Source organism: Brevibacillus sp. FSL K6-6036, assembly GCF_037964015.1.
GTDB classification, from domain to species: Bacteria; Bacillota; Bacilli; order Brevibacillales; family Brevibacillaceae; genus Brevibacillus; species Brevibacillus borstelensis.
Map to the genome: position 1 here is coordinate 3,114,236 of NZ_CP150173.1, position 20,632 is coordinate 3,134,867.

A 20,632-nucleotide genomic window follows, 5' to 3' on the forward strand; every position below is an offset into this window, starting at 1 on the left:
GCGAGTCAAAAGCGCAGCCCTCTATGACTACTCTACAGCGAAAATAAACGGATAAAGCGGCTGTCCGCCCTCGTGGATTTCCACGTCCACGTCCGGGAAAGCTTCATCCAACGCCTGTGCGAGTTCGTCCGCTTGATTCTCTTCAGCGCCTTCCCCGATAAAAATCGTCACGATGCCAGTCTCGTCATCGACAAGCTGGAACAGCAGTTCCTTTGCGATCGCCATCATATCCGGGCCGGATGAGACGATCTCTTTTTCAGCAATGCCGATAAAGTCTCCCTGCTTGATCTCGACATCGCCCATTTTCGTATCGCGAACCGCATGGGTTACCATGCCTGTTTTCACTTGTTCGATAGAAGCAGTCATTGCCTGCTGATTGGCCTCCGGAGACGCGCCTGCGTTAAAAGCAATCAGCGCAGCCATCCCCTGCGGAATGCTCTTGGACGGAACAACCGTAACGGACTTGTCCGTCAGCTCGGCCGCCTGCTTCGCCGCCATCACAATATTGCTGTTGTTCGGCAAAATAATAATCTCGTCTGCATGCAGCCCGTCAATCGCGGAAAGGAAGTCTTCCGTACTCGGATTCATCGTTTGGCCGCCTTCCACGACTACGTGAACACCCATGCTGCGGAAAATATCGGCCAGTCCAGGACCAGCCGCAACAGCAATCAATCCATAGGGCTGAGCGGCTGCTGCCGGAGCAGTTTCAGCAGGCACCTGTGCGGCCGCTTTCCGCTCCTCCTCGCGAAGGATGTTGCCGTGCTGTTCCCGCATGTTTTCGATCTTGATCCGATGCAGGCTGCCAAACTGCTGTGCGTATTGGAGCACGCTGCCGGGGTGCTCGGCATGTATATGTACTTTGACCATATCATCGTCAGAGATGACTAACAGAGAATCCCCCATCTGATCGAGCTGGGTACGGAATGCCGCTTCTGAAAACGGCTTTTTGTTGGCTTCCGTGCTATGCGTCAGCCAAACCATAAACTCTGTACAGTAGCCAAAATGAATGTCCTCTGTTTTCATATGGACTTGTGCATTGTGGTGCTCGTGAACCAGTTCTTCCATATCGAGCGAAGCAATCGATGGCTTCGCTTCCTTGACCTGATCCGCCGTTTCACCGCGAAGCGCACGGATGAAGCCCTCGTATACAAAGAGTAGTCCCTGTCCGCCCGAATCCACCACGCCTACTTCCTTTAGGACGGGCAGCATGTCGGGTGTGCGCAGCAGCGTCTCCTGGGCCTGCTCATAGGTTCTTTCCATGACGAAGAGAACATCGTCTGTCGTGCGTGCCGTCCGTACAGCTGTTTCGGCCGCTTCTCGGGCTACAGTGAGAATCGTGCCCTCAACCGGCTTCATCACTGCCTGGTAGGCGGAATCTACTCCGGCCTTTAACGCTTCGGCAAACTGGCGGGCGTTAATCTCGTCTTTTCCGTTTACCGCTTTGCTGAATCCGCGAAACAACTGGGAGAGAATCACGCCGGAATTCCCCCTCGCTCCCATCAGCAGACCTCTGGCAAGAGCGGCCGCAGACTCTCCGATCTTGGGAGATTCCTTTCGTGCAAGTTCCTCTGCTCCCGATGTGAGCGTCAAATTCATGTTTGTCCCCGTGTCACCATCTGGAACGGGAAAGACGTTTAATCCATCCACCACTTTGGCGTTGCTGGACAGGAGCCTCGCCCCCAGATAAACCATCCGGCTAAACAGCACGCCGTCAAGACGCGTATGTACCAACTGATGTTCCTCCTTACGTATCCCTGTCTGTACGGACTCCCTGTACAAAAATATTAACTGCTGTCACATCAATGCCTACCATCTGCTCCAAGGTGTAGCGAACGCGTCTTTGAACATTGCCGGCAACCTCAGAAATTTTCACGCCGTAAGTGACGATAATATGCATGTCCAGAATGACTTCACCGTTCTGGTTATGGACGACTACCCCTTTGCTGAGGTTGTCTCTGCCCAGCATCTCGGCAATTCCGTCTTTGAGCGCTTTGCGTGAAGCCATGCCGACCAGGCCGAACACTTCCATGGCGGCGCCTCCAGCGATCCGCGCGATCACATCTTCTGTCACATCGATTTTACCAAGAGGTGTGCTCATTTCCACTGTCATGCAAGGACTCCTCCTTTTTTCAAACGGCATCGCCGTCTATTGTAACAGTAACCGTACCAGTAAGCATGTACGACATTGCCACCATCCATACCGCATAGATCTGCTCCGATATCCACTCACCTATTGCAAAGTGCGTGTACAAAAAATGCCGCTTGTCAAAAGAACTTCTTCGATTGAAGAAGCAGCAACCCAATGCATTTCCATGCTTCTCCCAATTTTACACTATCAATAGGTAGAAATGAAGCGTTTTGTCGAATGACCCCCAAAACAGAAGGAGAATGGCTTTTCCTCATGTCAAGTATTGCAATTGACAGGGGCGTATGCTAAGATAAGCAAGTGTTTGTATTATCTAAACAAAACAAAGTATCCCGTTTATATGCATCTGAGGGAGGTGGATCGTAATGGCACGTCGCTGCTTTGTAACTGGCCGTTCTGGCAAAACTGGTAACGCTCGCTCCCACTCCATGCGCGCAAATCGCCGCAAATGGGGTGTTAACGTACAAAAAGTGCGCATTCTCGTAGATGGTAAACCGAAGCGCGTTTATGTAAGCACTCGAGCGCTGAAATCCGGTCTGGTAACTCGCGTATAGTTTCGCGTTTCAACCGAACATCAGTAAAAAAAGCACCCACGAGGTGCTTTTTTGCTTTTCTGCTGCTTCCCCTGCTTCGACTGAAGGAGACCGCTGCCTTCATTTCTTCTTATTAAATGCCTCGATGACAGCGCGAATCATGCCACCTATAAACTTCGGCAACTTGATGGTGTAAAACCGCATGACTACCCCTCCTTACCGAAATTACTTCTTGTGATACAAATACCAGCCGGCCCCGATGAGTCCTACCGCCAACAGGCTATACCAAACCCATGGAGGTGCCGAGTACAATAGAATGGTAATACCTCCGACAGCCAATGCCACCCCGAGAACACGTCGCAAGGCGCCCCCCTGTCGCAGGCGAAAGGAGCGCAATCCCATTTCATGCCGCACCTCCTTCGGGCGTTCTTTCGAAACGTGCATATTACATCTTATTCCGCTCTGGGATAAACATGTGTCTCACCTTGTCGAAACAAAAAAAATTCAGGCAACATTTCGCTGCCTGAATACTCTATGCGGCACCAGCCGCCAATATGCGTGTTTCTTTGGTAAAAGCTTCGTTACGCCAGTCTGTTTCGCACCGGGAACAAAAGCTGAGGCGCACTCGACATGACGACGGTCAAAACAATCCCTGTGATGATCATTTCCGGAAGCAGATAGGTGATGTTGTAGACGAAGGAGTACAGCGCAGCCGGCATGCCCTCTGGCGCATATTTGCCGAACCAGATCACCCCGGAGAGAAAGTGACAGACAAACCGTCCGATCACGCCGACGAACAGGACGCTCCACAGAGCCATAACCTTGTTCGTACGCTTCTCGATCGCAGACAGGCGGACAAGCCCTGCCAGTCCCAGAGCGCCGAATGCGACCGGATAATCGAGCAGCAGCTGGACCGGATGAACGTAACCGCTGCCAAAGAAGGTTTGCAGTACACCAACCAGGATACCGCATGTCACTCCCGGCAAAAGGCCGCGACGCACCGCGAGCAGCGCGATCGGCACCATCACGAGGGACACAGATCCCCCTTGCGGCATTTGAAATACCTTGATCTCGCTGAATACAAGAGCGAGCGCTGTCATCATCGCCATTTCCAGCAAGATAAGCAATCGTTGCCTAGACATTTGTTTCTACACTCCCTTTTCATTTGTAAAAAGGCAATACCGAATATAAATAGCAGAATACACCAATAATTACTCGGCTCAACCTGATTCTAGCCCAAGGCCGAATGTCTGTCAAAAAAGAAAACGCTTCGCAGCCCCAAGGCTCCGAAGCGTAAAAACCACTCGTTGTTACAGCATTTTTTCCAAAAACTGCTTGGCCCGCTCGCTTTTGGGATTCGAAAAGAACTCGCTCGGCGGCGCATCCTCCACCAATCTTCCTCCGTCAAGAAAACAGATGCGGTCGGCGACCTCGCGGGCAAAATTCATCTCGTGCGTCACGATCGCCATTGTCATCCCCGTATCGGCAAGTCCCTTCATGACATCCAATACCTCTTTGACCATTTCCGGGTCGAGCGCCGATGTCGGCTCGTCAAACAGCATGATTTGCGGTTCCATCGCCAAGGAACGGGCGATCGCAACCCGCTGCTTCTGTCCGCCGGAAAGACGATTCGGGAAGACATCCGCCTTGTTGGACAGCCCGACACGAGCGAGCAGCTCCCTTGCCTTGGCTTCCGCCGCCGCTTTGGAGAGTCCCTTGACCTTGACAGGAGCGTACGTGAGATTGTCCAGCACGCTCATGTGCGGAAACAGGTGAAAATGCTGAAACACCATGCCGATCTTTTGGCGAATGCGCATCACATCCGCTTTCGGATCCGTAATGGCTTGCCCGTCGATGACGATCGTTCCCTTTGTCGGGGTCTCCAGCAGGTTCATGCAGCGCAAGAGCGTCGATTTGCCGGAGCCGGATGGACCGATGATCGCCACCACGTCACCGCGGCCGATCTCAGTGGAGATGTCGTGCAAAACATCGAGCGAGCCGAAAGACTTGCTCACATTCTGAATCTTAATCACTGCGTCTCATCCTCCTCTCCAGCACACGCGCCACCCAAGTGAGCAGCATGACCATGACGTAATAGAGCAAGCCCGCCAGAAGGTACGGCTCAAAGTAGCGGAAGATCGTCCCTTTGACGATATTGGCGTTCTGCATGATGTCCGCAAGGCCGATCGTAGATACAAGTGCCGATTCCTTCAAGAGCGCGATCGTTTCGTTTACCAATGCAGGCAGGATGTTTTTCACTGCTTGCGGCAAAATGATATCCGTCATCATTTTGCGGTACGGAACGCCGAGAGCTTTGGCCGCTTCCCATTGCCCCTTGTCTACGGCCATAATTCCGCCGCGGATCGTCTCGGAGATGTACGCCCCGGAGTTGAGCGTAAAAGTCAAAACGGCGGCTTCAAACGCTGAAATGTTGTAGCCTGTAATCTGCGGCGTGGCAAAGTAGACGAACGTCAGCTGCAGGATGAGCGGCGTGCCGCGAAAGACAGACGTATATGCGACCGCAAATCCTTTCAGCAGACGAATGTTGGAAATTTTGATGAGTGCCAGCAAGGAGCCCCAGATAAAACCGAACACGACCGACAGAAGTGTTACCTGTAATGTGACCTTTATCCCGTTTACTATAAAGGGGATATAGGGCACAATTTGTGCAAAATCCAAACTCATGCCCTTTCGACTCCTTTTCGAATAAAACTGCGCTGTCTAGACCGGGAACAAGGCCCTTCTGTCAGCTGATTATTGGCCGAACCATTTGTTGATCAGCTTGTCCATCTCGCCGTTTTCCTGCATGGTCTTGATCACCTTGTTGAACTCTTCCACATGCGGAGAACCCTTCGGGAATGCGATAGCGGAGCCGTTAACCTCATCGCTTTGGATGGTGGTGAACTGCAGTTCCGGATTCGCTTCCACATAACCCTTGGCTACAGTATCCTCCAGGATCGCTGCATCCACACGGCCTGTTTTGACTTCTTCCACGATCTCACCGGTTTTGTTCAGCGAAACGATCTCCAGACCTTGGATGGTCTTTTGCAGTTCCTTGGCCGCACCTTCCTGAATGGAGCCGGTTTGTACGGTGATCTTTTTGCCCGCAAGCTGCTCCGGCTTGGTCAGATTGCTCTCCTTTTTGGCGACAATCGTATTTTTCGCATCATAGTAGATCGTCGAGAAGTCGGCGTTCTGCAGACGCTCAGGCGTTGGGGTCATGCCTGCCATGACGAAATCGGCGCGCTTGGTCTGAAGCGCCGGTACCAGTCCGTCAAAGTTCATGTCGACCACTTCGATTTCATAGCCGAGCTCTTTTCCAATGTACTTGGCAATGTCGATGTCAAATCCGACGATCTCGTCCTTCCCGCTGGACAAATCGTGAAATTCATACGGTTTGTAGTCAGCAGATGTAGCCATGACCAGCTTCTTTCCGCCTCCTGCGGCTTGTCCGGCAGAATCCTGGCCTGCAGGCTGCTGTGCAGTGCCCGGCTGATTTCCTGTGCCGCAGCCAGCCAGTACGGCTACAGCCAAAAGAGAAGAAAGTGCAAGTGAAGCGAGTGCAGATTTTTTCATGATGAATCCCCCTTCGTCATCTTGTATCTGTTGAATCGTTTTACAAAAAACATAAGTGCAAAACTGTTTGTAACAAGGAATAAAAAGAACTTTGCCCAACAACTAATATTTATACAATGAAATGAGTATTTTAATCAATACTAAAATTATTTCGCTGAATATTTATAAAATTCACATAGAAATATGGACATCATTTCTGATCCGCGATTCATGACAGCTGGTTCTTGTTGTTTCGGTACGAGCTTGTCTCTTTTTCTCCCTTTCACTTTAAAGCGAAATGAAAAAGATGATAGATAATGAACAAATTTACAGAAAAAAAGAATCATTCGTCAGCGCTTTCTGGCATAATGAATAGGATCAAAAACAAACATACAATCACAGGAGGATGGAATATGACTGTGAACTGGACAGCATACTTCCGCGATCAGCTGCCAGACATCCTGGAGGAGCTTCGCCGTTATGTGGAAATGGAGTCGCCTACACACAACAAGGAGGCCGTAGATCGGGTAGGCGCATTCATTGCCGACCGTTTCCGGGCCCTCGGCTGCCGGGTGGATACATATCCGCAACATGAGTACGGAGACCAGCTGCGCGTGGAATACGGTGAGGGCGAGGAGCAAATTCTTGTTCTCGGTCACTTCGATACGGTCAAAGAGATTGGCAGCTTGAGCCGCGAGCCGTGGCGGATCGAGGACGGCAAGGTTTACGGGCCGGGAACATACGATATGAAAGCGGGAATTGTCTTTTGCTACTACGCATTGCGGGCCATCATCGAGCAAAAGCTGCCCCTCTCCCGCAAGCTCGTTTTCTTCTGGAATACGGACGAAGAGACAGGCAGCCTGTCTTCAGAGGAGCTGATCAAGGAAGAGGCCAAACGGAGCCGGTGCGCGCTAGTAATCGAACCGGCAGCCGGTGACGGTTCCCTCAAGACAAGCCGAAAAGGCGGCGGAGAATTTTTGCTGAAGGTCAAGGGCCGGGCCGCACATGCTGGGAATGACCATGCCAAAGGAATCAATGCGATTGAAGAATTGGCCCATCACGTGCTGACGATTCAATCCTGGACGAATTACGAGGCTGGTACCACCCTTTCCGTCGGAACCATCCAAGGGGGCAGCGTGAGCAACGTCGTGCCGGATTATGCAGAAGCGGTCATTGATGTAAGGGTGTCTACAGCAGAGGAAGCGGTACGGATTACCCGCTTGATGCACCAGCTGCAGCCTGTCCTGCCTGGTGCCGAGCTGATCGTCGAAGGAGGCATCCCGAAACCGCCGATGGAGCGGACAGCCGGGACGGAACATTTGTTTTTCCATGCCCGCGAACAAGCGCGTTTGGAAGGCTTCGATTTGACGGAAACAGGCGTAGGGGGCACCAGCGACGGAAATTTTGCCGCTTCAGTCGGGACGCCCACACTCGATGGTCTGGGACCGAATGGCGATGGTGCCCACGCATCCCATGAGCACGTCGAAATCGACAGCATTCCACAAAAAATCGCTCTCCTGGCAAGATTGTTCACAACCTTGTAATTTTTCCTTTTTGTGCATATAATAGGATAAAAATATAGGAGTGTGACAACATGGAAACAGCAAAACCATTGCCAATTAACCCTGTCGGTTTTTGGCGACGCCTAGGTGCAAACTTGCTTGATGGAATTATTATTGGTGTTCCATTGATCCTTCTCACCTGGTTGATCACAGGAGGCTTGGAGGACAATCTCGTCTCTAATCTGATCTCTACCCTTTACTCCCTGCTGCTGCCAGTATTTTGGTATGGCTATACGGTTGGGAAGAAAATCGTCGGGGTTCGCATTGTGAAAGTAGACGGCAGCCCGGTCGGCATCGGCACGATGCTGCTTCGCCTGATTGTCGGCATGGGACTCGTATACGGTCTTACTTTTGGCATTGCGGCCATCGTCAGCGCCATCATGGTGGGCGTTCGCGAAGACAAACGCGCCATTCACGATTTGATTGCAGGTACGTATGTGACTTCGAACCAGCCATAATACTCATTATCATCAAGTATGCAAAAAGACCGGGAGCTGATGTCCCGGTCTTTTCATGCACTTTTTTACCCGCGAATCGCAGCAATGGCCGCTGCCCGATCCGCCTGATTGAACACCGCGCTGCCAGCCACGAGGACTGTCGCCCCCGCTTCTTCGCACAGCCTGGCTGTCTCGGGGTTTACCCCGCCGTCAATTTCGATCTCGACGTGCCCCAAACCGCGCTCGTCCAGCATCCTGCGCAGCTCTCTGATTTTCGGCACGACGCTGTGGATGAACTTTTGTCCGCCGAACCCCGGGTTGACCGTCATGAGCAGAACGATGTCCAGGTCGCCAAGCATCGGTTCAATGGTCGAGACCGGTGTAGCCGGATTCAGGACAACGCCTGCTTTTACTCCCTGCTCCTTGATCAGATGGATCGTTCGATGCAGGTGACGGCAAGCCTCCTGATGGACAGTGATCCAGTCTGCTCCGCTCTTGGCGAATTGCGGGATGTAGCGGTCTGGCTCTTCGATCATCAAGTGGACGTCCAGAGGCAGCGTCGTCACCGGACGAATCGCATCGACAATCAAAGGTCCAATCGTAATGTTGGGAACAAAGTGTCCATCCATTACATCTACGTGAATCCAATCCGCGCCTCCGCGTTCAACATCGCGGATTTCCTCGCCCAGACGGGCAAAGTCTGCGGACAAGATTGAGGGGGCGATTTTTACCATGGTTTGTTCCTCCGTTGGTATTCTTTCAGTTCTTCCCGAAATTGCTTGTAGTGCTCGTAACGCTCCAGGTCGATTTTGCCTTCCTCCAAAGCGCTTTGGACGGCACAGGAGGGTTCGCTGACATGAAGGCAGCCGCGGAACTTGCACTCGCTGCTGAGAGCGGCAAAATCACGGAAGGCCTCAGCCAGATCGAGCTCGTCGATTCCGATGAATTCAAGCGAGCTGAATCCCGGCGTATCCGCTACATAACCGCCGCCCTCCAGCGGAATCAGTTCTACGTGGCGGGTTGTGTGGCGTCCCCTCCCCAGCTTTTGGCTGATATCGCCTGTCTGCAGACTCGTGCCAGGGAACAAGGCATTGATCAGGGACGATTTCCCCACACCGGACTGACCGGCAAAAACAGAGATACGATCACGAAGCACCTCCCGCACCGAATCAATCCCGCGCTCCTGCTTCGTCGAGGTAGGGATGACGCGGTAGCCGATCGCTTCGTACTTGCGAACGATCGCCTCCACATCGCTTTCCGAAGCCTTGTCTGCCTTGGAAAGTACGATTACGGAATCGATGCCTGCATTCTCCGTATGCACGAGAAACTTGTCCAGCAAAAAGGAGGTGAAAGCAGGCTCGACCATGGAAAAAACAAGGACTGCCTGATCCACGTTGGAGATGGGAGGACGAACCAGCTCACTAGTCCGTTCCCCCACTTCCATGACATATCCTTCCGTCTCACTGGTCGGATCGTACACGACCCAATCCCCGACCAGCGGATTTACTTTGGCTCCTTTTTTCTTGAACAACCCTCGCGCCCGGCATTGGTAAACCCGGTTGCCGTCGTCCACATAGTAGAACCCGCTTAACGCTTTGACGATCCGTCCTTCTGGCATTCATGTCCCCCCAACTGCTTAGTACATAATACTGTCGTAACTGATTTCTTCGTTAGATAATTCCACACCGGCGCGGATAACCTTGATCGTTGCCTTTTTCTTCGGAGACAGGACAATGGGAATATCGAAGGTCCTGCTTTCCGTGATTTTCTCGTCTACGACAACCTGATTGTCTCCCCTGGCGTCACTGACAGTGATTTTCACCGGGATTTCTCCCTCACCCGGATACACTTCTACGTAAACCGGGGTGCTGGTGATCTTGGCGTCTGCCGGGTATTGCCCGTTGCTGACTGTAACCGGGATGGCTGTGCCCTTCTCGACCTTCATCCCCGGATCGTACGGCAGGGTGTGAATCACTCTGTTGGGCTCGCCATACAGGTATGACGGCTCTGCTTTGATCGCTGTTTCATCGATCAAAAGACCTTGCTTGAATAGCTCTATCCGCGCTTGCTCCAGCGTTTCCCCGCGAACATCGGGCATGGTTACCTGTGCCTTTCCTTTGCTCACTTCCACGAGGACTTCCGTCTTGCCGGGCACGACCTCCTGATCAGCCGGCGGGAATTGATTAATGACCTCACCTGCTGGGACGTCATCCGATTCTTTTTCCGTGAACGTCTTGTCGGTTATTTTGAATCCTTTTGACTTCAGTTCATTTTCTGCGACTGTCCGAACCGTCCCGACCAGATTCGGCATTTTGATCGCCTCTTGTCCAGTGCTGACATACAGCGTAACGACGGCATTTTCCTTCAGCTTCATCGGTGGTGACGGGTCCTGGCTGATGACCATCCCTTTCTCCACCGTATCACTGGCTTCCTCCACGACGTGGGGGACGAGCTTGGCCGCCCGGATCGCCTGTTCCGCAACCGTCCGTTCGCTCCCCTGGACGAGCGGCACGTCTACTTCCGGCACAGAAGGAAACAGCTCCATGACCAGATTGAAGCCCAGAAAGGCGAGAACGAAGAACAATCCGACCGCTCCCGTCCACAGGGCCGTTTTCATCCACCATGGGCGTTTGGCTTTCTCCTCTTCGGTCTCCTGGCGCGATGGCGTTCCTGTCCGCCCTTGTCCTTCCAGCATTTCCTGCGTAATGACGGGATAGGCTTTGGTCGCTTCATCGTCAACAGGGAACTGGATTTTTTCTTCATTCAGCCGCTCCGGCAACAGGCACGTTTCCAAATCATCCAGCATTTCGCGAGCCGATCCGTAACGCAAGGTCGGGTCCTTGACCAATGCCTTCAAAATGACGTTCTCCACGCTTTGCGGGATGGCTGGATTAACCTGACGCGGCTCCGGCAGAGGCTCCTGCAGGTGCTTCAGAGCGACAGAGATCGGCGACTCACCGGAAAAAGGCAGCTTGCCGGTCACCATTTCATACAGCACAATACCGAGCGAGTAGATGTCCGATTTTTCAGCCGTAATACCGCCACGCGCTTGTTCAGGCGAAAAGTAATGAACGGAACCGAGCACCGAATTTGTATGGGTGATTGTCGTTGAAGTAACGGCTCTCGCAATGCCGAAGTCCGTTACCTTGATACGGCCGTTTTTCCCGATCAAAATGTTGTGCGGCTTAATGTCGCGGTGAATAATCTGGTTGGCGTGCGCATGATCCAATGCATCACAGATTTCCGCTGCGATCTCCACGGCATCCTCAACCGGAATAGCCCCGTTGCGATTTATCAATTCTTTCAGCGTATACCCTTCCACGTATTCCATGACCATGTAATGGGTATCGCCATCCTGTCCCACATCGTAGACACCGACTACATTGGGATGAGACAGGCTTGCCACCGCCTGAGCTTCCCTGCGGAAACGGGTGACGAAATCTTCGTCCGTCCCAAATTGCGAACGGAGCACTTTCACAGCTACCGGTCGATTCAAAACCAAGTCTTTGGCCCTGTACACGATCGCCATCCCGCCTCCACCGACGCGGGCTTCAAGCTGGTAGCGTCCCCCCAGTCGTTGACCTTCCATCTCGCTCACCCCTCTTTCTGAACGGTGTCAACCTTTGCCTGATTGCGAACGGCCACCAACGTGATATTATCCTCGCCGCCTGCCTCCAGGGCCTGATGAACCAAACCGTCCACCTGATCCTGCAGGGACACCGGCTTTTTCAGCCAATCAATCAAAGATGCGGACTGCACCTTATTTGTCAAACCATCTGAGCACAGCAGAACGACATCGCCCTCCGACCACTCAAACTGGCCAAGGTCGATGCGGACATCAGGCTCCGTACCAAGCGCTCGCATAATCACGTTGCGCTGCGGGTGAACAGATGCTTCCTGTGCAGTGATCTGACCGCTTTTCAACAGCTCGTGAACAAGCGTGTGATCCTCTGTCTTCTGCACCAGCTCTTCATTTTGAAAATGGTACAGACGGCTGTCCCCGATATGGGCGGTTACGACCCCTGTCGGCCCGAGCAAAGCGGCCACAACGGTCGTGCCCATGCCATTGCATTCCGGGTGCTCCTGCGCGTATCGATAGACTTCGTCGTTGGCGAGCAGAAGAGCGTTCATCAGCTTCTCCCGTTCGTCCTCCCGATCCAGTCCTGTATCCAGATGACGCAGTTCTTTTACTATTCGCTCAACGGCAAGGCGGCTGGCTACATCGCCAGCCTGATGCCCGCCCATTCCATCTGCTACGACTGCTAACACACGTCCGCTCACATCGGCTATGCACGCATAAAAATCCTCATTGACCTGGCGCACGCAGCCGACATGAGATTTCATTGCCATTTCCATGGAATCACCCCACGGTTTCTTTCGCATATTGGGCTCTTAACTGTCCGCAGGCAGCAGCAATATCGCTTCCCTGCTCGCGCCGGATCGTGACGTTGATGCCCCTGTCCTCCAGGATGTTTTTGAACTGGAAGATTTCATTTCGCGGAGTCCGTACGTAATCCCGCTCCGGCACATAGTTTACCGGAATCAGATTGACGTGGCACAGCATGTCACCGATCAGATCGGCCAACTCCTCGGCGTGTTCGGGCTGATCGTTTGTCCCGCCGAACAGGCCGTACTCAAAGCTGATGCGTCGTCCGGTCTTGGCGATATAGTAACGGCATGCCTCCAGCAGCTTCTCCAACGGGAAGCCGCGGTTGATCGGCATCAGCTTGGTCCGCAGCTCCGTATTCGGGGCGTGCAGCGAGATTGCCAGATTGACCTGTCCGCCGCGATCGGCAAACTCGTAAATTTTCGGTACGATTCCGCTTGTGGATACCGTAATATGGCGGGCCCCGATGTTCAGGCCGCGATTGTCGTTAATGATTCGCAGAAAGGCGATCAGGTTCTCGAAGTTTTCGAACGGCTCGCCAATCCCCATAACGACGACGTGGCTGACGCGTGCGCCCTCCTCATCGAGCTTTCGCTGCGCCATCAGCACCTGGGCGACGATCTCGCCGGCGTCCAGGTTGCGCTTCAATCCGCCCAGCGTGGATGCGCAGAACGTGCAGCCGATCCGGCAGCCCACCTGGGTCGTCACGCAGATACTGTTGCCGTAGCTGTGACGCATGATTACGGTCTCGATGGCGTGACCGTCGACAAGCTTGAACAAAAACTTGACGGTTCCGTCCTGAGAGGTCTGGTGGGTGATCTCTTCCATCGCTTCGATCCGGAAAGTCTCGGACAGCTTTTGGCGAAGGTCTTTGGAGAGGTTGGTCATCTCTTCAAAGGAACGGACGCGCTTGACGTACAGCCAGTCAAAAATTTGCTGGGCACGAAACGCCTTGTCTCCGATTTCGACGAGCCATTCTTTCATCTCGTCCGGTGTCAAACTGTAAATGAGCGGCTTTTCGCTCGTATAGGAAGTCAGTGGCATTCTTCTTTTCACATCCTCAAGTCATTAGCTTGGTGCAAATCGTCATCTTATCATTGTACCCTGCATTGTCTGTCGCATCAAACAAGAAATCGGTGGCACAACGCAAAATGCATCGCTTCTCCTAGTGTAAACCATTCCATCCGAGTACAAACGGCAAGGGAGCGGCTTATCCGGAAAACGGCATGCCACCCCCTTGTTTGCTACGCTTTTCGTTTCAATCGGGCGATGAAAAAGCCGTCACTTTCAAAGTGGTGCGGCAATACTTGAACAAAGCCCTCAGTAGTGTCGATTTTATCGCGAACCGACGCTGGCAGGTCGTCTGCAAGCGTTCGATCAAGCTCAAAAGCCGGGTGATTTTTCACAAATCGCTGAACGATTAGCTGATTTTCCTCCGGTTCAATCGTACACGTGCTGTATACGAGCAAACCTCCCGGAGCCAGCAGCGCAGCTACGCTTTCCAGCAGCTTGTACTGAAGCTCCGCGATTGCTTTGACGTCATCCGGCGTCTTGTTCCACTTGAGATCCGGCTTTCTCCGAATCACGCCAAAGCCTGTACAAGGGGCATCCAGCAGGATTCGATCAAATGTACCCAGTTTTTTCTCGCCTAGATGCAAGGCGTCTGAAACAATCGGTTCGATAATGGTGATCCCCAGTCTCTTTGCATTTTGGGCAATCAGATCGCGCTTGTGGGGATGCACATCACTTGCGATGATTTCTCCGCGGTTCTGCATCAGCGCGGCGATATGGGTCGTTTTCCCTCCCGGCGCCGCACAGGCGTCAAGCACCCGCATGCCCGGATCGGCAGCGAGCGCAGGGGCCACAAGCATAGAGCTTTCGTCCTGAACAGTGAACAATCCCTGGCGGAACCATTCTGTCCCGGCTGCATGGCCGCCTTCCATGACAAGGCCGTCTGGACTGACGACGGAAGGCTCGACTGCTGAAAACTGCTCCCTCAGCTTGCCCAGCAGCTCATCTCTCGTGGACTTCAGTGTATTGACCCGAATGGAAGTGCGCGGCGGGCGGTTGTTGCTTTCGAGAATCCGCCTCGTCTCTTCTATTCCGTATTGCCCCGCCCATCTGCGCACAAGCCATTCCGGATGGGATTGTTCAATCGAAAGCCGTGCAGCGTCATCACCGCTGCCCAGCTTGTCCCACAGATCGGGACTGCGAAGAGCGTTGCGCAAAACGCCGTTTACCATTGAGGCGATGCCCTGATGTCCTCTCCGCTTGGCGATTTCTACCGCTTCATGGACGACCGCCCGATCGGGAATCCGGTCGAGAAAGCGAATCTGGTATAGACTGAGGCGAAGCAAATTCTTCACCCATGTCTGCACCTTCTTGCCCCGTATGAAACGATCCAGCGCCGTATCCAGCGTCAGTCGGCGCTGGATCGTGCCATACACCAGCTCCGTCACCAGCCCGGCATCGGGAGCGCGCAACTCCTCTCGGTCCAGGACGTGTTTAAGCTCCAAATTGCTGTAAGACTGATGTTCTTCCACCCGGTTCAAGACATCGAGGGCAATGTCACGCGCACCTTTTTTTGCCACTTGTCATTCTCCTACCTTTGTGCCGATTTCCAAGCTGCCGCCCGCTCCCCGCAAAAAGTCGAGAGCGCTCATCCGTTTTTTCCCTTCCGGCTGCAATTCGGTGAGCTTGACCGCCCCGCTGCCGCAAGCGATTACCAAGCCGTCCTGCTCGAGGGCGATGATCGTGCCCGGCTCGGCGCCTTGGCTGGTCGCAGAATGCTTTTCTACCCACCATATTTTCCAGTTTTTTCCTTGATACGTTGTAAAAGCAACTGGCCATGGGTTTAATCCTCTGACCTGGTTGTACACTTCCTCCGCTGTTTTGGTCCAGTCGACCTTCTCCTCGGACCGCTTGATCGTCGGAGCAAACGTCGCTTGCTCGTGATCCTGCGGCTCAGGCACGATTTCTCCGGCCAGAAGTCCCGGAAGTGTTTTCACCAGCAGCTTGGCGCCTTCTGCCGACAGCTTGTCAAACAGTGTGCCTGCTGTATCCCGCTCTTCGATGGGGACGGTGACTTTGGAGAGCATGTCGCCTGCGTCCAAAGCTTCCACCATGTACATGATCGTTACGCCCGATTCCTTTTCCCCGGCGATGATCGCCTTGTGGATGGGAGCGCCGCCCCGGTATTTCGGGAGCAGCGACGCATGGACATTTATGCAGCCAAATCCCGGTGCTTCGAGCAATTGCTTGGGCAGGATTTGCCCGTATGCAGCCGTGACGATCAGATCAGGGCGAAGCGAAAGCACTTCCTCCAGCGCTTCCGGCGCTTTGATCTTCTCCGGCTGCAGCACGGGAATGCCATGCCGCAAAGCCGCCTCCTTCACCGGAGGCGGCGTCATCACTTGTTTGCGTCCGACAGGCCGATCAGGCTGGGTGACGGCCGCAACAACCGTATACCCGTCTGCGATCAGTGCCTCCAGGCAGGGAACGGCAAAGTCGGGCGTTCCCATAAAGAGTATGCGCACGTCTTTCAATTCGATTTATTCCCCTTCCTCGTCGGGATTTACCGTATAAACCCGGTCTGCCACGTCAATAAACAGAACGCCGTTCAGATGGTCAATCTCGTGCTGGGCACAACGGGACAGAAGGTCGTCCGCTTCCATTTCAAAGACATTGCCGTTGCGGTCTTGTCCGCGCAGCTTGATCCATTTGTGGCGGCGGACATCCCCGCGCAGTCCCGGGATGCTGAGGCAGCCTTCCGGATAGTCAAACTGCTCTCCTTTGTGGTCAATAATTTCCGGATTGACCACTTCGATCAGACCGTCGCCGCAGTCCATGACGATGACGCGTTTGGAAATGCCTACCTGCGGCGCCGCCAGGCCTACTCCGTCAGCATCGTACATCGTTTCCGCCATATCATCGAGCAGCTTGTGCAGGTTGGCGTTAAAATTTCTTACCTGGATTGCTTTTTCCCGCAGGATTGGATCTGGGTGTTTGACAATTGTGCGAATAGCCATTTGTTGTTTATCCTCCCTAAAGCAGTACGTACGGATCGACGTCAATCGTCATCAGTACCTTCTGCTGTTTGTTCCATTCTTCAAATGCGGATGTCGCCTGGGCCAAAAGGTCCGGCAGCCGCGATTCATCACGATATTTTAACATGATTTGGAACCGAAATCTATCTTTCACGCGTGCAATGGGCGAAGCGACAGGGCCCAGCAAAATCGTCGTCTCCGCCAACCGGGGACGTAGATAATCGGCGACCAGATGTGCTGCTTTGATGACGACCGGTACTTCCTCATGGGAAAACGTGATCAGCACGAGCCGGAAATACGGCGGATAGCCAGTGCGCCTGCGCTGCAGCATCTCTTCCCGATAAAAAGAAGGGTAGTCATGCCTTGTCGCGTGCATGATGCTGTAATGCTCCGGGGTATAGGTCTGAATCACCACATCCCCTTCCAATTCGTGGCGTCCGGCGCGTCCGCCTACCTGGGTAAGCAGCTGAAAGGTCTTCTCGGCGGCGCGAAAATCGGGTAAAAAGAGCGACGTATCAGCGGCAATGACGCCGACCAGTGTGACGCGTGGAAAATCAAGCCCTTTGGCAATCATTTGCGTACCGAGCAGCACATCTCCCTGACCGGTGCGAAACTTGCGGAGCAGCTCTTCATGCGCCCCTTTTCGCGAGGTGGTATCCACGTCCATGCGGATCACCCGGATCCCGGGAAACAGGCGAGCCAGCTCCTCCTCGACCTTTTGCGTTCCCGTTCCAAAAAAGCGGATATGCTCGCTCTGGCACTCCGGGCAGTGGCTCGGCTGCTTGATCGTATACCCGCAGTAGTGGCAGCGAGCCGTGTGATTGGTCCGATGGTAGGTAAGCGAAATATCGCAGTGGACACAACGAAGCGTATAGCCGCAGGAGCGGCACATGACGAATGTGGAAAAACCCCTGCGGTTCAAAAACAGCACCATCTGCTCCTGACGCGCAAGCCGCTCTCCGATCATCTCATGCAGCTGACGGCTGAACATCGAGCGGTTTTCGGAACGCAGCTCTTCTCTCATATCGACGACGTGAACGCGGGGAAGCGGGCGGTTTCCGACGCGGTCAGGCATCGAAAGCAGCGTATAGCGGCCCCGTTCGGCCAGCGCATAGGTCTCCAGGGCAGGTGTCGCGCTGCCCATGAGAAGAACGGCGTTGTTTTCCTTGGCCCGCCAGATAGCGACCTCCCTCGCATGATAGCGCGGTGTCTCCTCCTGCTTGTACGAGCTTTCATGCTCTTCGTCGATGACGATCAGCCCGACGTTTTGGAACGGGGCAAAAACAGCGGAGCGGGCCCCCACGACGACGCTTACCTCTTTGCGGATGATCTTGCGCCACTCGTCATACCGCTCTCCCTGGGACAGGGCGCTGTGCAGAACCGCTACTTCATTGCCGAATCGGGCCTTGAACTTCTCCACCATTTGCGGAGTCAGCGAGATTTCCGGCACCAGAAAAATCGCTTCCCGCCCTCTGGCCAACGTCTCTTCGATCGCTTCGAGATACACTTCTGTTTTGCCGCTTCCGGTCACTCCATGCAAAAGAAAGGCGCCGTACTCGTTTTTTTTGATCGACAGCTGCACGGCTTGCAGGACATGCTCCTGTTGGTCGGTAAAGACGGGCTTTTGGGCTGCCGCAAAACGCCTGTGCGCATACGGGTCTCTGTATACCTCCAGTTGTTCGATCGCGATCCAGCCTCGGCTCTCCAGGCTTTTCAATGGAGAGCGGGTAATCCCGAGCTCTTCCTGCAGCATTTTTACGGAGAAGGACTGGCCTTCCTGCTCGATCAACAGCTGAAGAACCCGCCGCATCTGCTCCGCCCGGGCCGGCAGGCTCTCGGCCGCTGCCGCAAGCTCCTCGCGAGTCAGCAAACTGCGGACAAACGATTGCTGTTTGCGGGTCACCCGATCGGTTACTTGATAGCCTGTGGAGAGAAGTCCGCTCGAAATCCACCCCGGCACGAGCATGGCTTCTTCGGGAAAGTGCTTTTCCACCTCGGCAAGCGGCAGCTGCTTTCGTCTGAACAGCTCCCACAGCAGCGGAGAGCGGCCGCACATCTCTTCCTCCAACTGGTCTGAGGCGAGCAGCCATTTCTCCGACTTCCCCTTCAATACCGCCGGAATCATCGCCTGCAAAGCAGTTACCCATGGACAAAGGTACTGCTTCGACATCCATTCCCCCAGTCTGATCAGCTCGTCTGAGAGCGGCGGCTGATCATCGAGAACCTGTTCGACGTCCCGCAGCTTGTCAGCTGCTCCCTGTTCGGCCGCTTCCTCCAAGCCGATGACATATCCCTGCAGCTTGCGGGGGCCAAATGGAACGATGACTCTGCTGCCCGTTTTCATCAGCGGCACGAGCCACTCAGGAACGCGGTAATCGAACGGCCGGTTCGTCCGGTTTACGGGAACATCTACAATGACACGGGCGATCATAGCTTTTCGGGCAGAGGCTGATGGTCCAGCTTGAGCAAGATCGCATCAAGCAATTTATCCGCTACTTCCCGCTTGCTCAATTTGTCCAGCGCCACCTGCTCTCCCTCCCTTGTCAACAGGGTGACGATATTGGTGTCGCTGCCCATTCCGGCGCCTTCCAGCGAGACATCGTTTGCTACAATCATATCCAAATTTTTTCTGTCCAGTTTCCCCTTTGCATGCTGCAGCACATCCTGCGTCTCTGCGGCAAAACCGACGACAAACTGCTTTTCCTTTCTCTGCCCTACCTCTTTGAGGATATCGGGTGCCTTGTCCAGCTCCAGGACGAGTGGCCCCTCTCCTTTTTTCATTTTATGCTCGTGCACCACTTTTGGCCGATAGTCGGAGACTGCGGCTGATTTGATGACAATGTCGCTGATCGGCAGTTCAGCCATGACCGCATCGTACATTTCCTGCACCGATTCTACCGGTACGAGCTTTACTCTGGCGGGCGGAGGCAAATGTGTCGGACCGCTGACCAAAACGACATCTGCTCCCCGTGCCTGAGCGGCTTCGGCGATCGCATAGCCCATTTTGCCCGAAGCATGATTGGTGATGTAACGGACCGGATCGATCTTTTCTCGCGTCGGGCCGGCGGTTACGAGCACCCTTTTCCCTTTCAAATCCTGCTTTTCCCGTGTTTGCTCAGCAAAAAAGCGAATAACCGCTTCTACGATCTCCTCCGGCTCGGCCAGCCTGCCCTTCCCGACCCAACCACAGGCAAGCAGCCCTTCGCCCGGTTCGATGAAGCGATAGCCGAAATCGGTCAGTTTTTGCAGGTTTTGTGCAACTGCCGGATGATGATACATATTTACATTCATCGCAGGTGCCAGCATGACCGGCGCTTTCGTGGCGAGCACAGTGGTTGTCAGCATGTCGTCGGCGATCCCGTTGGCCATTTTTCCGATCACATTGGCTGTAGCCGGGGCGATCAGCACCAAATCCGCCTTGTCCGCCAGATCGATATGACTGATCACGCTTGGTTCCGGCTCCTCAAATATATCTGTATACACCGGCCCATGGGACAGCGCTTGAAAGGTGAGCGGCTGTACAAATTTTGCGGCGTTCTGGGTCATGATGACACGCACCAAAGCCCCAGCCTGGGTCAGCTTGCTGGTTAGCGCCGCAGCTTTGTAAGCGGCTATTCCCCCTGAAACACCCAATACGATTTGTTTGCCTGTCAAAGGAAGCATCCATATCTCTCCTCTCTAGGTGGGTATCTCCAGTCCGAAAAAAAACAACCTGCGCGAGGTTGTTTCGTAACGAGGTACGCGGTTAACGGTCCGCTTATTTCCGAGAATCAATCGTATCGTGGATCAGCTTGTCTTCGATCAGCTCTTCCAGCGCTTGGCCAACAAACTTCTTGGACTTTGGCTTATCCACCTGCACAGCGCTGTTCTCGCGGATTTGGCGGGCGCGCTTGGAAGCGATCGTCACCAGCGTATATTTGCTTTCAGCCTTTGCGGTCAGCTTGTCAATCGAGGGGTACAACATGA

Annotated in this window: 22 protein-coding genes; 3 read left to right on the forward strand and 19 right to left on the reverse strand. The window is 53.9% G+C overall.

Going from position 1 to position 20,632, the window contains the following annotated elements; all coding sequences use genetic code 11:
- Positions 1 to 27: 27 nt before the first annotated feature.
- Positions 28 to 1,731, reverse strand: coding sequence for a DAK2 domain-containing protein (locus NST37_RS15635; protein WP_339166228.1), 1,704 nt, complete (start codon positions 1,729 to 1,731; stop codon positions 28 to 30).
- A gap of 13 nt (positions 1,732 to 1,744) precedes the next feature.
- Positions 1,745 to 2,110, reverse strand: coding sequence for an Asp23/Gls24 family envelope stress response protein (locus tag NST37_RS15640; protein WP_003386122.1), 366 nt, complete (start codon positions 2,108 to 2,110; stop codon positions 1,745 to 1,747).
- A gap of 401 nt (positions 2,111 to 2,511) precedes the next feature.
- Here NST37_RS15640 and rpmB point away from each other — a divergent pair, with 401 nt between their 5' ends.
- On the forward strand, positions 2,512 to 2,700 hold the full coding sequence (gene rpmB / locus NST37_RS15645) for a 50S ribosomal protein L28 (RefSeq protein WP_003386124.1): 189 nt from the start codon (positions 2,512 to 2,514) through the stop codon (positions 2,698 to 2,700).
- 99 nt (positions 2,701 to 2,799) lie between these two features.
- On the opposite strand, the gene spoVM is transcribed toward rpmB, so the two are convergent.
- The 6 genes from spoVM to NST37_RS15675 form a co-directional block, all read right to left on the reverse strand.
- Positions 2,800 to 2,883 (reverse strand): stage V sporulation protein SpoVM, encoded by an 84-nt coding sequence (gene spoVM, locus NST37_RS15650; RefSeq protein ID WP_003386125.1) that lies wholly within the window; start codon positions 2,881 to 2,883, stop codon positions 2,800 to 2,802.
- A gap of 21 nt (positions 2,884 to 2,904) precedes the next feature.
- Entirely contained in the window at positions 2,905 to 3,042 is a 138-nt protein-coding gene (locus tag NST37_RS15655) for a hypothetical protein (protein ID WP_171505973.1), read from the reverse strand.
- A 218-nt stretch (positions 3,043 to 3,260) separates the two neighbouring features.
- Positions 3,261 to 3,821 carry an energy-coupled thiamine transporter ThiT gene (gene thiT / locus NST37_RS15660; RefSeq protein ID WP_339185552.1) on the reverse strand — a complete coding sequence of 187 codons (561 nt, stop codon included), beginning with the start codon at positions 3,819 to 3,821 and terminating at the stop codon, positions 3,261 to 3,263.
- Between the two features lie 168 nt (positions 3,822 to 3,989).
- Positions 3,990 to 4,712 carry an amino acid ABC transporter ATP-binding protein gene (locus tag NST37_RS15665; RefSeq protein ID WP_003386127.1) on the reverse strand — a complete coding sequence of 241 codons (723 nt, stop codon included), beginning with the start codon at positions 4,710 to 4,712 and terminating at the stop codon, positions 3,990 to 3,992.
- The gene (locus tag NST37_RS15670; protein ID WP_003386128.1) at positions 4,705 to 5,364 is read right to left on the reverse strand and encodes an amino acid ABC transporter permease; all 660 of its coding nucleotides are present in this window, start codon (positions 5,362 to 5,364) and stop codon (positions 4,705 to 4,707) included. Before NST37_RS15670 ends, NST37_RS15665 begins: the two co-directional genes overlap by 8 nt.
- 69 nt (positions 5,365 to 5,433) lie before the next feature.
- On the reverse strand, positions 5,434 to 6,255 hold the full coding sequence (locus NST37_RS15675) for a transporter substrate-binding domain-containing protein (RefSeq protein WP_003386129.1): 822 nt from the start codon (positions 6,253 to 6,255) through the stop codon (positions 5,434 to 5,436).
- A 392-nt stretch (positions 6,256 to 6,647) separates the two neighbouring features.
- Here NST37_RS15675 and NST37_RS15680 point away from each other — a divergent pair, with 392 nt between their 5' ends.
- Both NST37_RS15680 and NST37_RS15685 read left to right on the forward strand, forming a co-directional pair.
- A complete protein-coding gene (locus NST37_RS15680) occupies positions 6,648 to 7,778 on the forward strand; it encodes a M20 family metallopeptidase (protein WP_339185553.1) in 1,131 nt (376 codons plus the stop codon).
- Between the two features lie 50 nt (positions 7,779 to 7,828).
- Entirely contained in the window at positions 7,829 to 8,254 is a 426-nt protein-coding gene (locus tag NST37_RS15685) for an RDD family protein (protein WP_003386131.1), read from the forward strand.
- A gap of 65 nt (positions 8,255 to 8,319) precedes the next feature.
- On the opposite strand, the gene rpe is transcribed toward NST37_RS15685, so the two are convergent.
- The 11 genes from rpe to rpoZ form a co-directional block, all read right to left on the reverse strand.
- Complete coding sequence (gene rpe / locus NST37_RS15690) at positions 8,320 to 8,967, reverse strand: ribulose-phosphate 3-epimerase (protein WP_003386132.1); 648 nt, start codon at positions 8,965 to 8,967, stop codon at positions 8,320 to 8,322.
- Positions 8,961 to 9,851, reverse strand: a complete 891-nt coding sequence (rsgA, locus tag NST37_RS15695) for a ribosome small subunit-dependent GTPase A (protein ID WP_003386133.1) — start codon at positions 9,849 to 9,851, stop codon at positions 8,961 to 8,963. The genes rpe and rsgA overlap by 7 nt, the downstream gene beginning before the upstream one ends.
- Positions 9,852 to 9,869: 18 nt before the next feature.
- Positions 9,870 to 11,822: a Stk1 family PASTA domain-containing Ser/Thr kinase gene (pknB, locus tag NST37_RS15700; RefSeq protein WP_122958689.1), complete on the reverse strand. Its 1,953-nt coding sequence runs from the start codon at positions 11,820 to 11,822 to the stop codon at positions 9,870 to 9,872.
- 5 nt (positions 11,823 to 11,827) lie between these two features.
- Complete coding sequence (locus NST37_RS15705) at positions 11,828 to 12,589, reverse strand: Stp1/IreP family PP2C-type Ser/Thr phosphatase (RefSeq protein ID WP_024982915.1); 762 nt, start codon at positions 12,587 to 12,589, stop codon at positions 11,828 to 11,830.
- A gap of 4 nt (positions 12,590 to 12,593) precedes the next feature.
- The gene (rlmN, locus tag NST37_RS15710; RefSeq protein WP_024982916.1) at positions 12,594 to 13,664 is read right to left on the reverse strand and encodes a 23S rRNA (adenine(2503)-C(2))-methyltransferase RlmN; all 1,071 of its coding nucleotides are present in this window, start codon (positions 13,662 to 13,664) and stop codon (positions 12,594 to 12,596) included.
- A 200-nt stretch (positions 13,665 to 13,864) separates the two neighbouring features.
- On the reverse strand, positions 13,865 to 15,211 hold the full coding sequence (rsmB, locus tag NST37_RS15715; protein ID WP_031932952.1) for a 16S rRNA (cytosine(967)-C(5))-methyltransferase RsmB: 1,347 nt from the start codon (positions 15,209 to 15,211) through the stop codon (positions 13,865 to 13,867).
- A gap of 3 nt (positions 15,212 to 15,214) precedes the next feature.
- On the reverse strand, positions 15,215 to 16,141 hold the full coding sequence (fmt, locus tag NST37_RS15720; protein ID WP_172921162.1) for a methionyl-tRNA formyltransferase: 927 nt from the start codon (positions 16,139 to 16,141) through the stop codon (positions 15,215 to 15,217).
- A 30-nt stretch (positions 16,142 to 16,171) separates the two neighbouring features.
- Complete coding sequence (gene def, locus NST37_RS15725) at positions 16,172 to 16,648, reverse strand: peptide deformylase (RefSeq protein WP_003386140.1); 477 nt, start codon at positions 16,646 to 16,648, stop codon at positions 16,172 to 16,174.
- A gap of 16 nt (positions 16,649 to 16,664) precedes the next feature.
- Positions 16,665 to 19,097, reverse strand: coding sequence for a primosomal protein N' (gene priA / locus NST37_RS15730; RefSeq protein ID WP_031932953.1), 2,433 nt, complete (start codon positions 19,095 to 19,097; stop codon positions 16,665 to 16,667).
- The gene (gene coaBC, locus NST37_RS15735) at positions 19,094 to 20,329 is read right to left on the reverse strand and encodes a bifunctional phosphopantothenoylcysteine decarboxylase/phosphopantothenate--cysteine ligase CoaBC (protein WP_003386144.1); all 1,236 of its coding nucleotides are present in this window, start codon (positions 20,327 to 20,329) and stop codon (positions 19,094 to 19,096) included. The genes priA and coaBC overlap by 4 nt, the downstream gene beginning before the upstream one ends.
- A gap of 94 nt (positions 20,330 to 20,423) precedes the next feature.
- Positions 20,424 to 20,630 carry a DNA-directed RNA polymerase subunit omega gene (gene rpoZ, locus NST37_RS15740; protein WP_003386145.1) on the reverse strand — a complete coding sequence of 69 codons (207 nt, stop codon included), beginning with the start codon at positions 20,628 to 20,630 and terminating at the stop codon, positions 20,424 to 20,426.
- Positions 20,631 to 20,632: the final 2 nt, after the last annotated feature.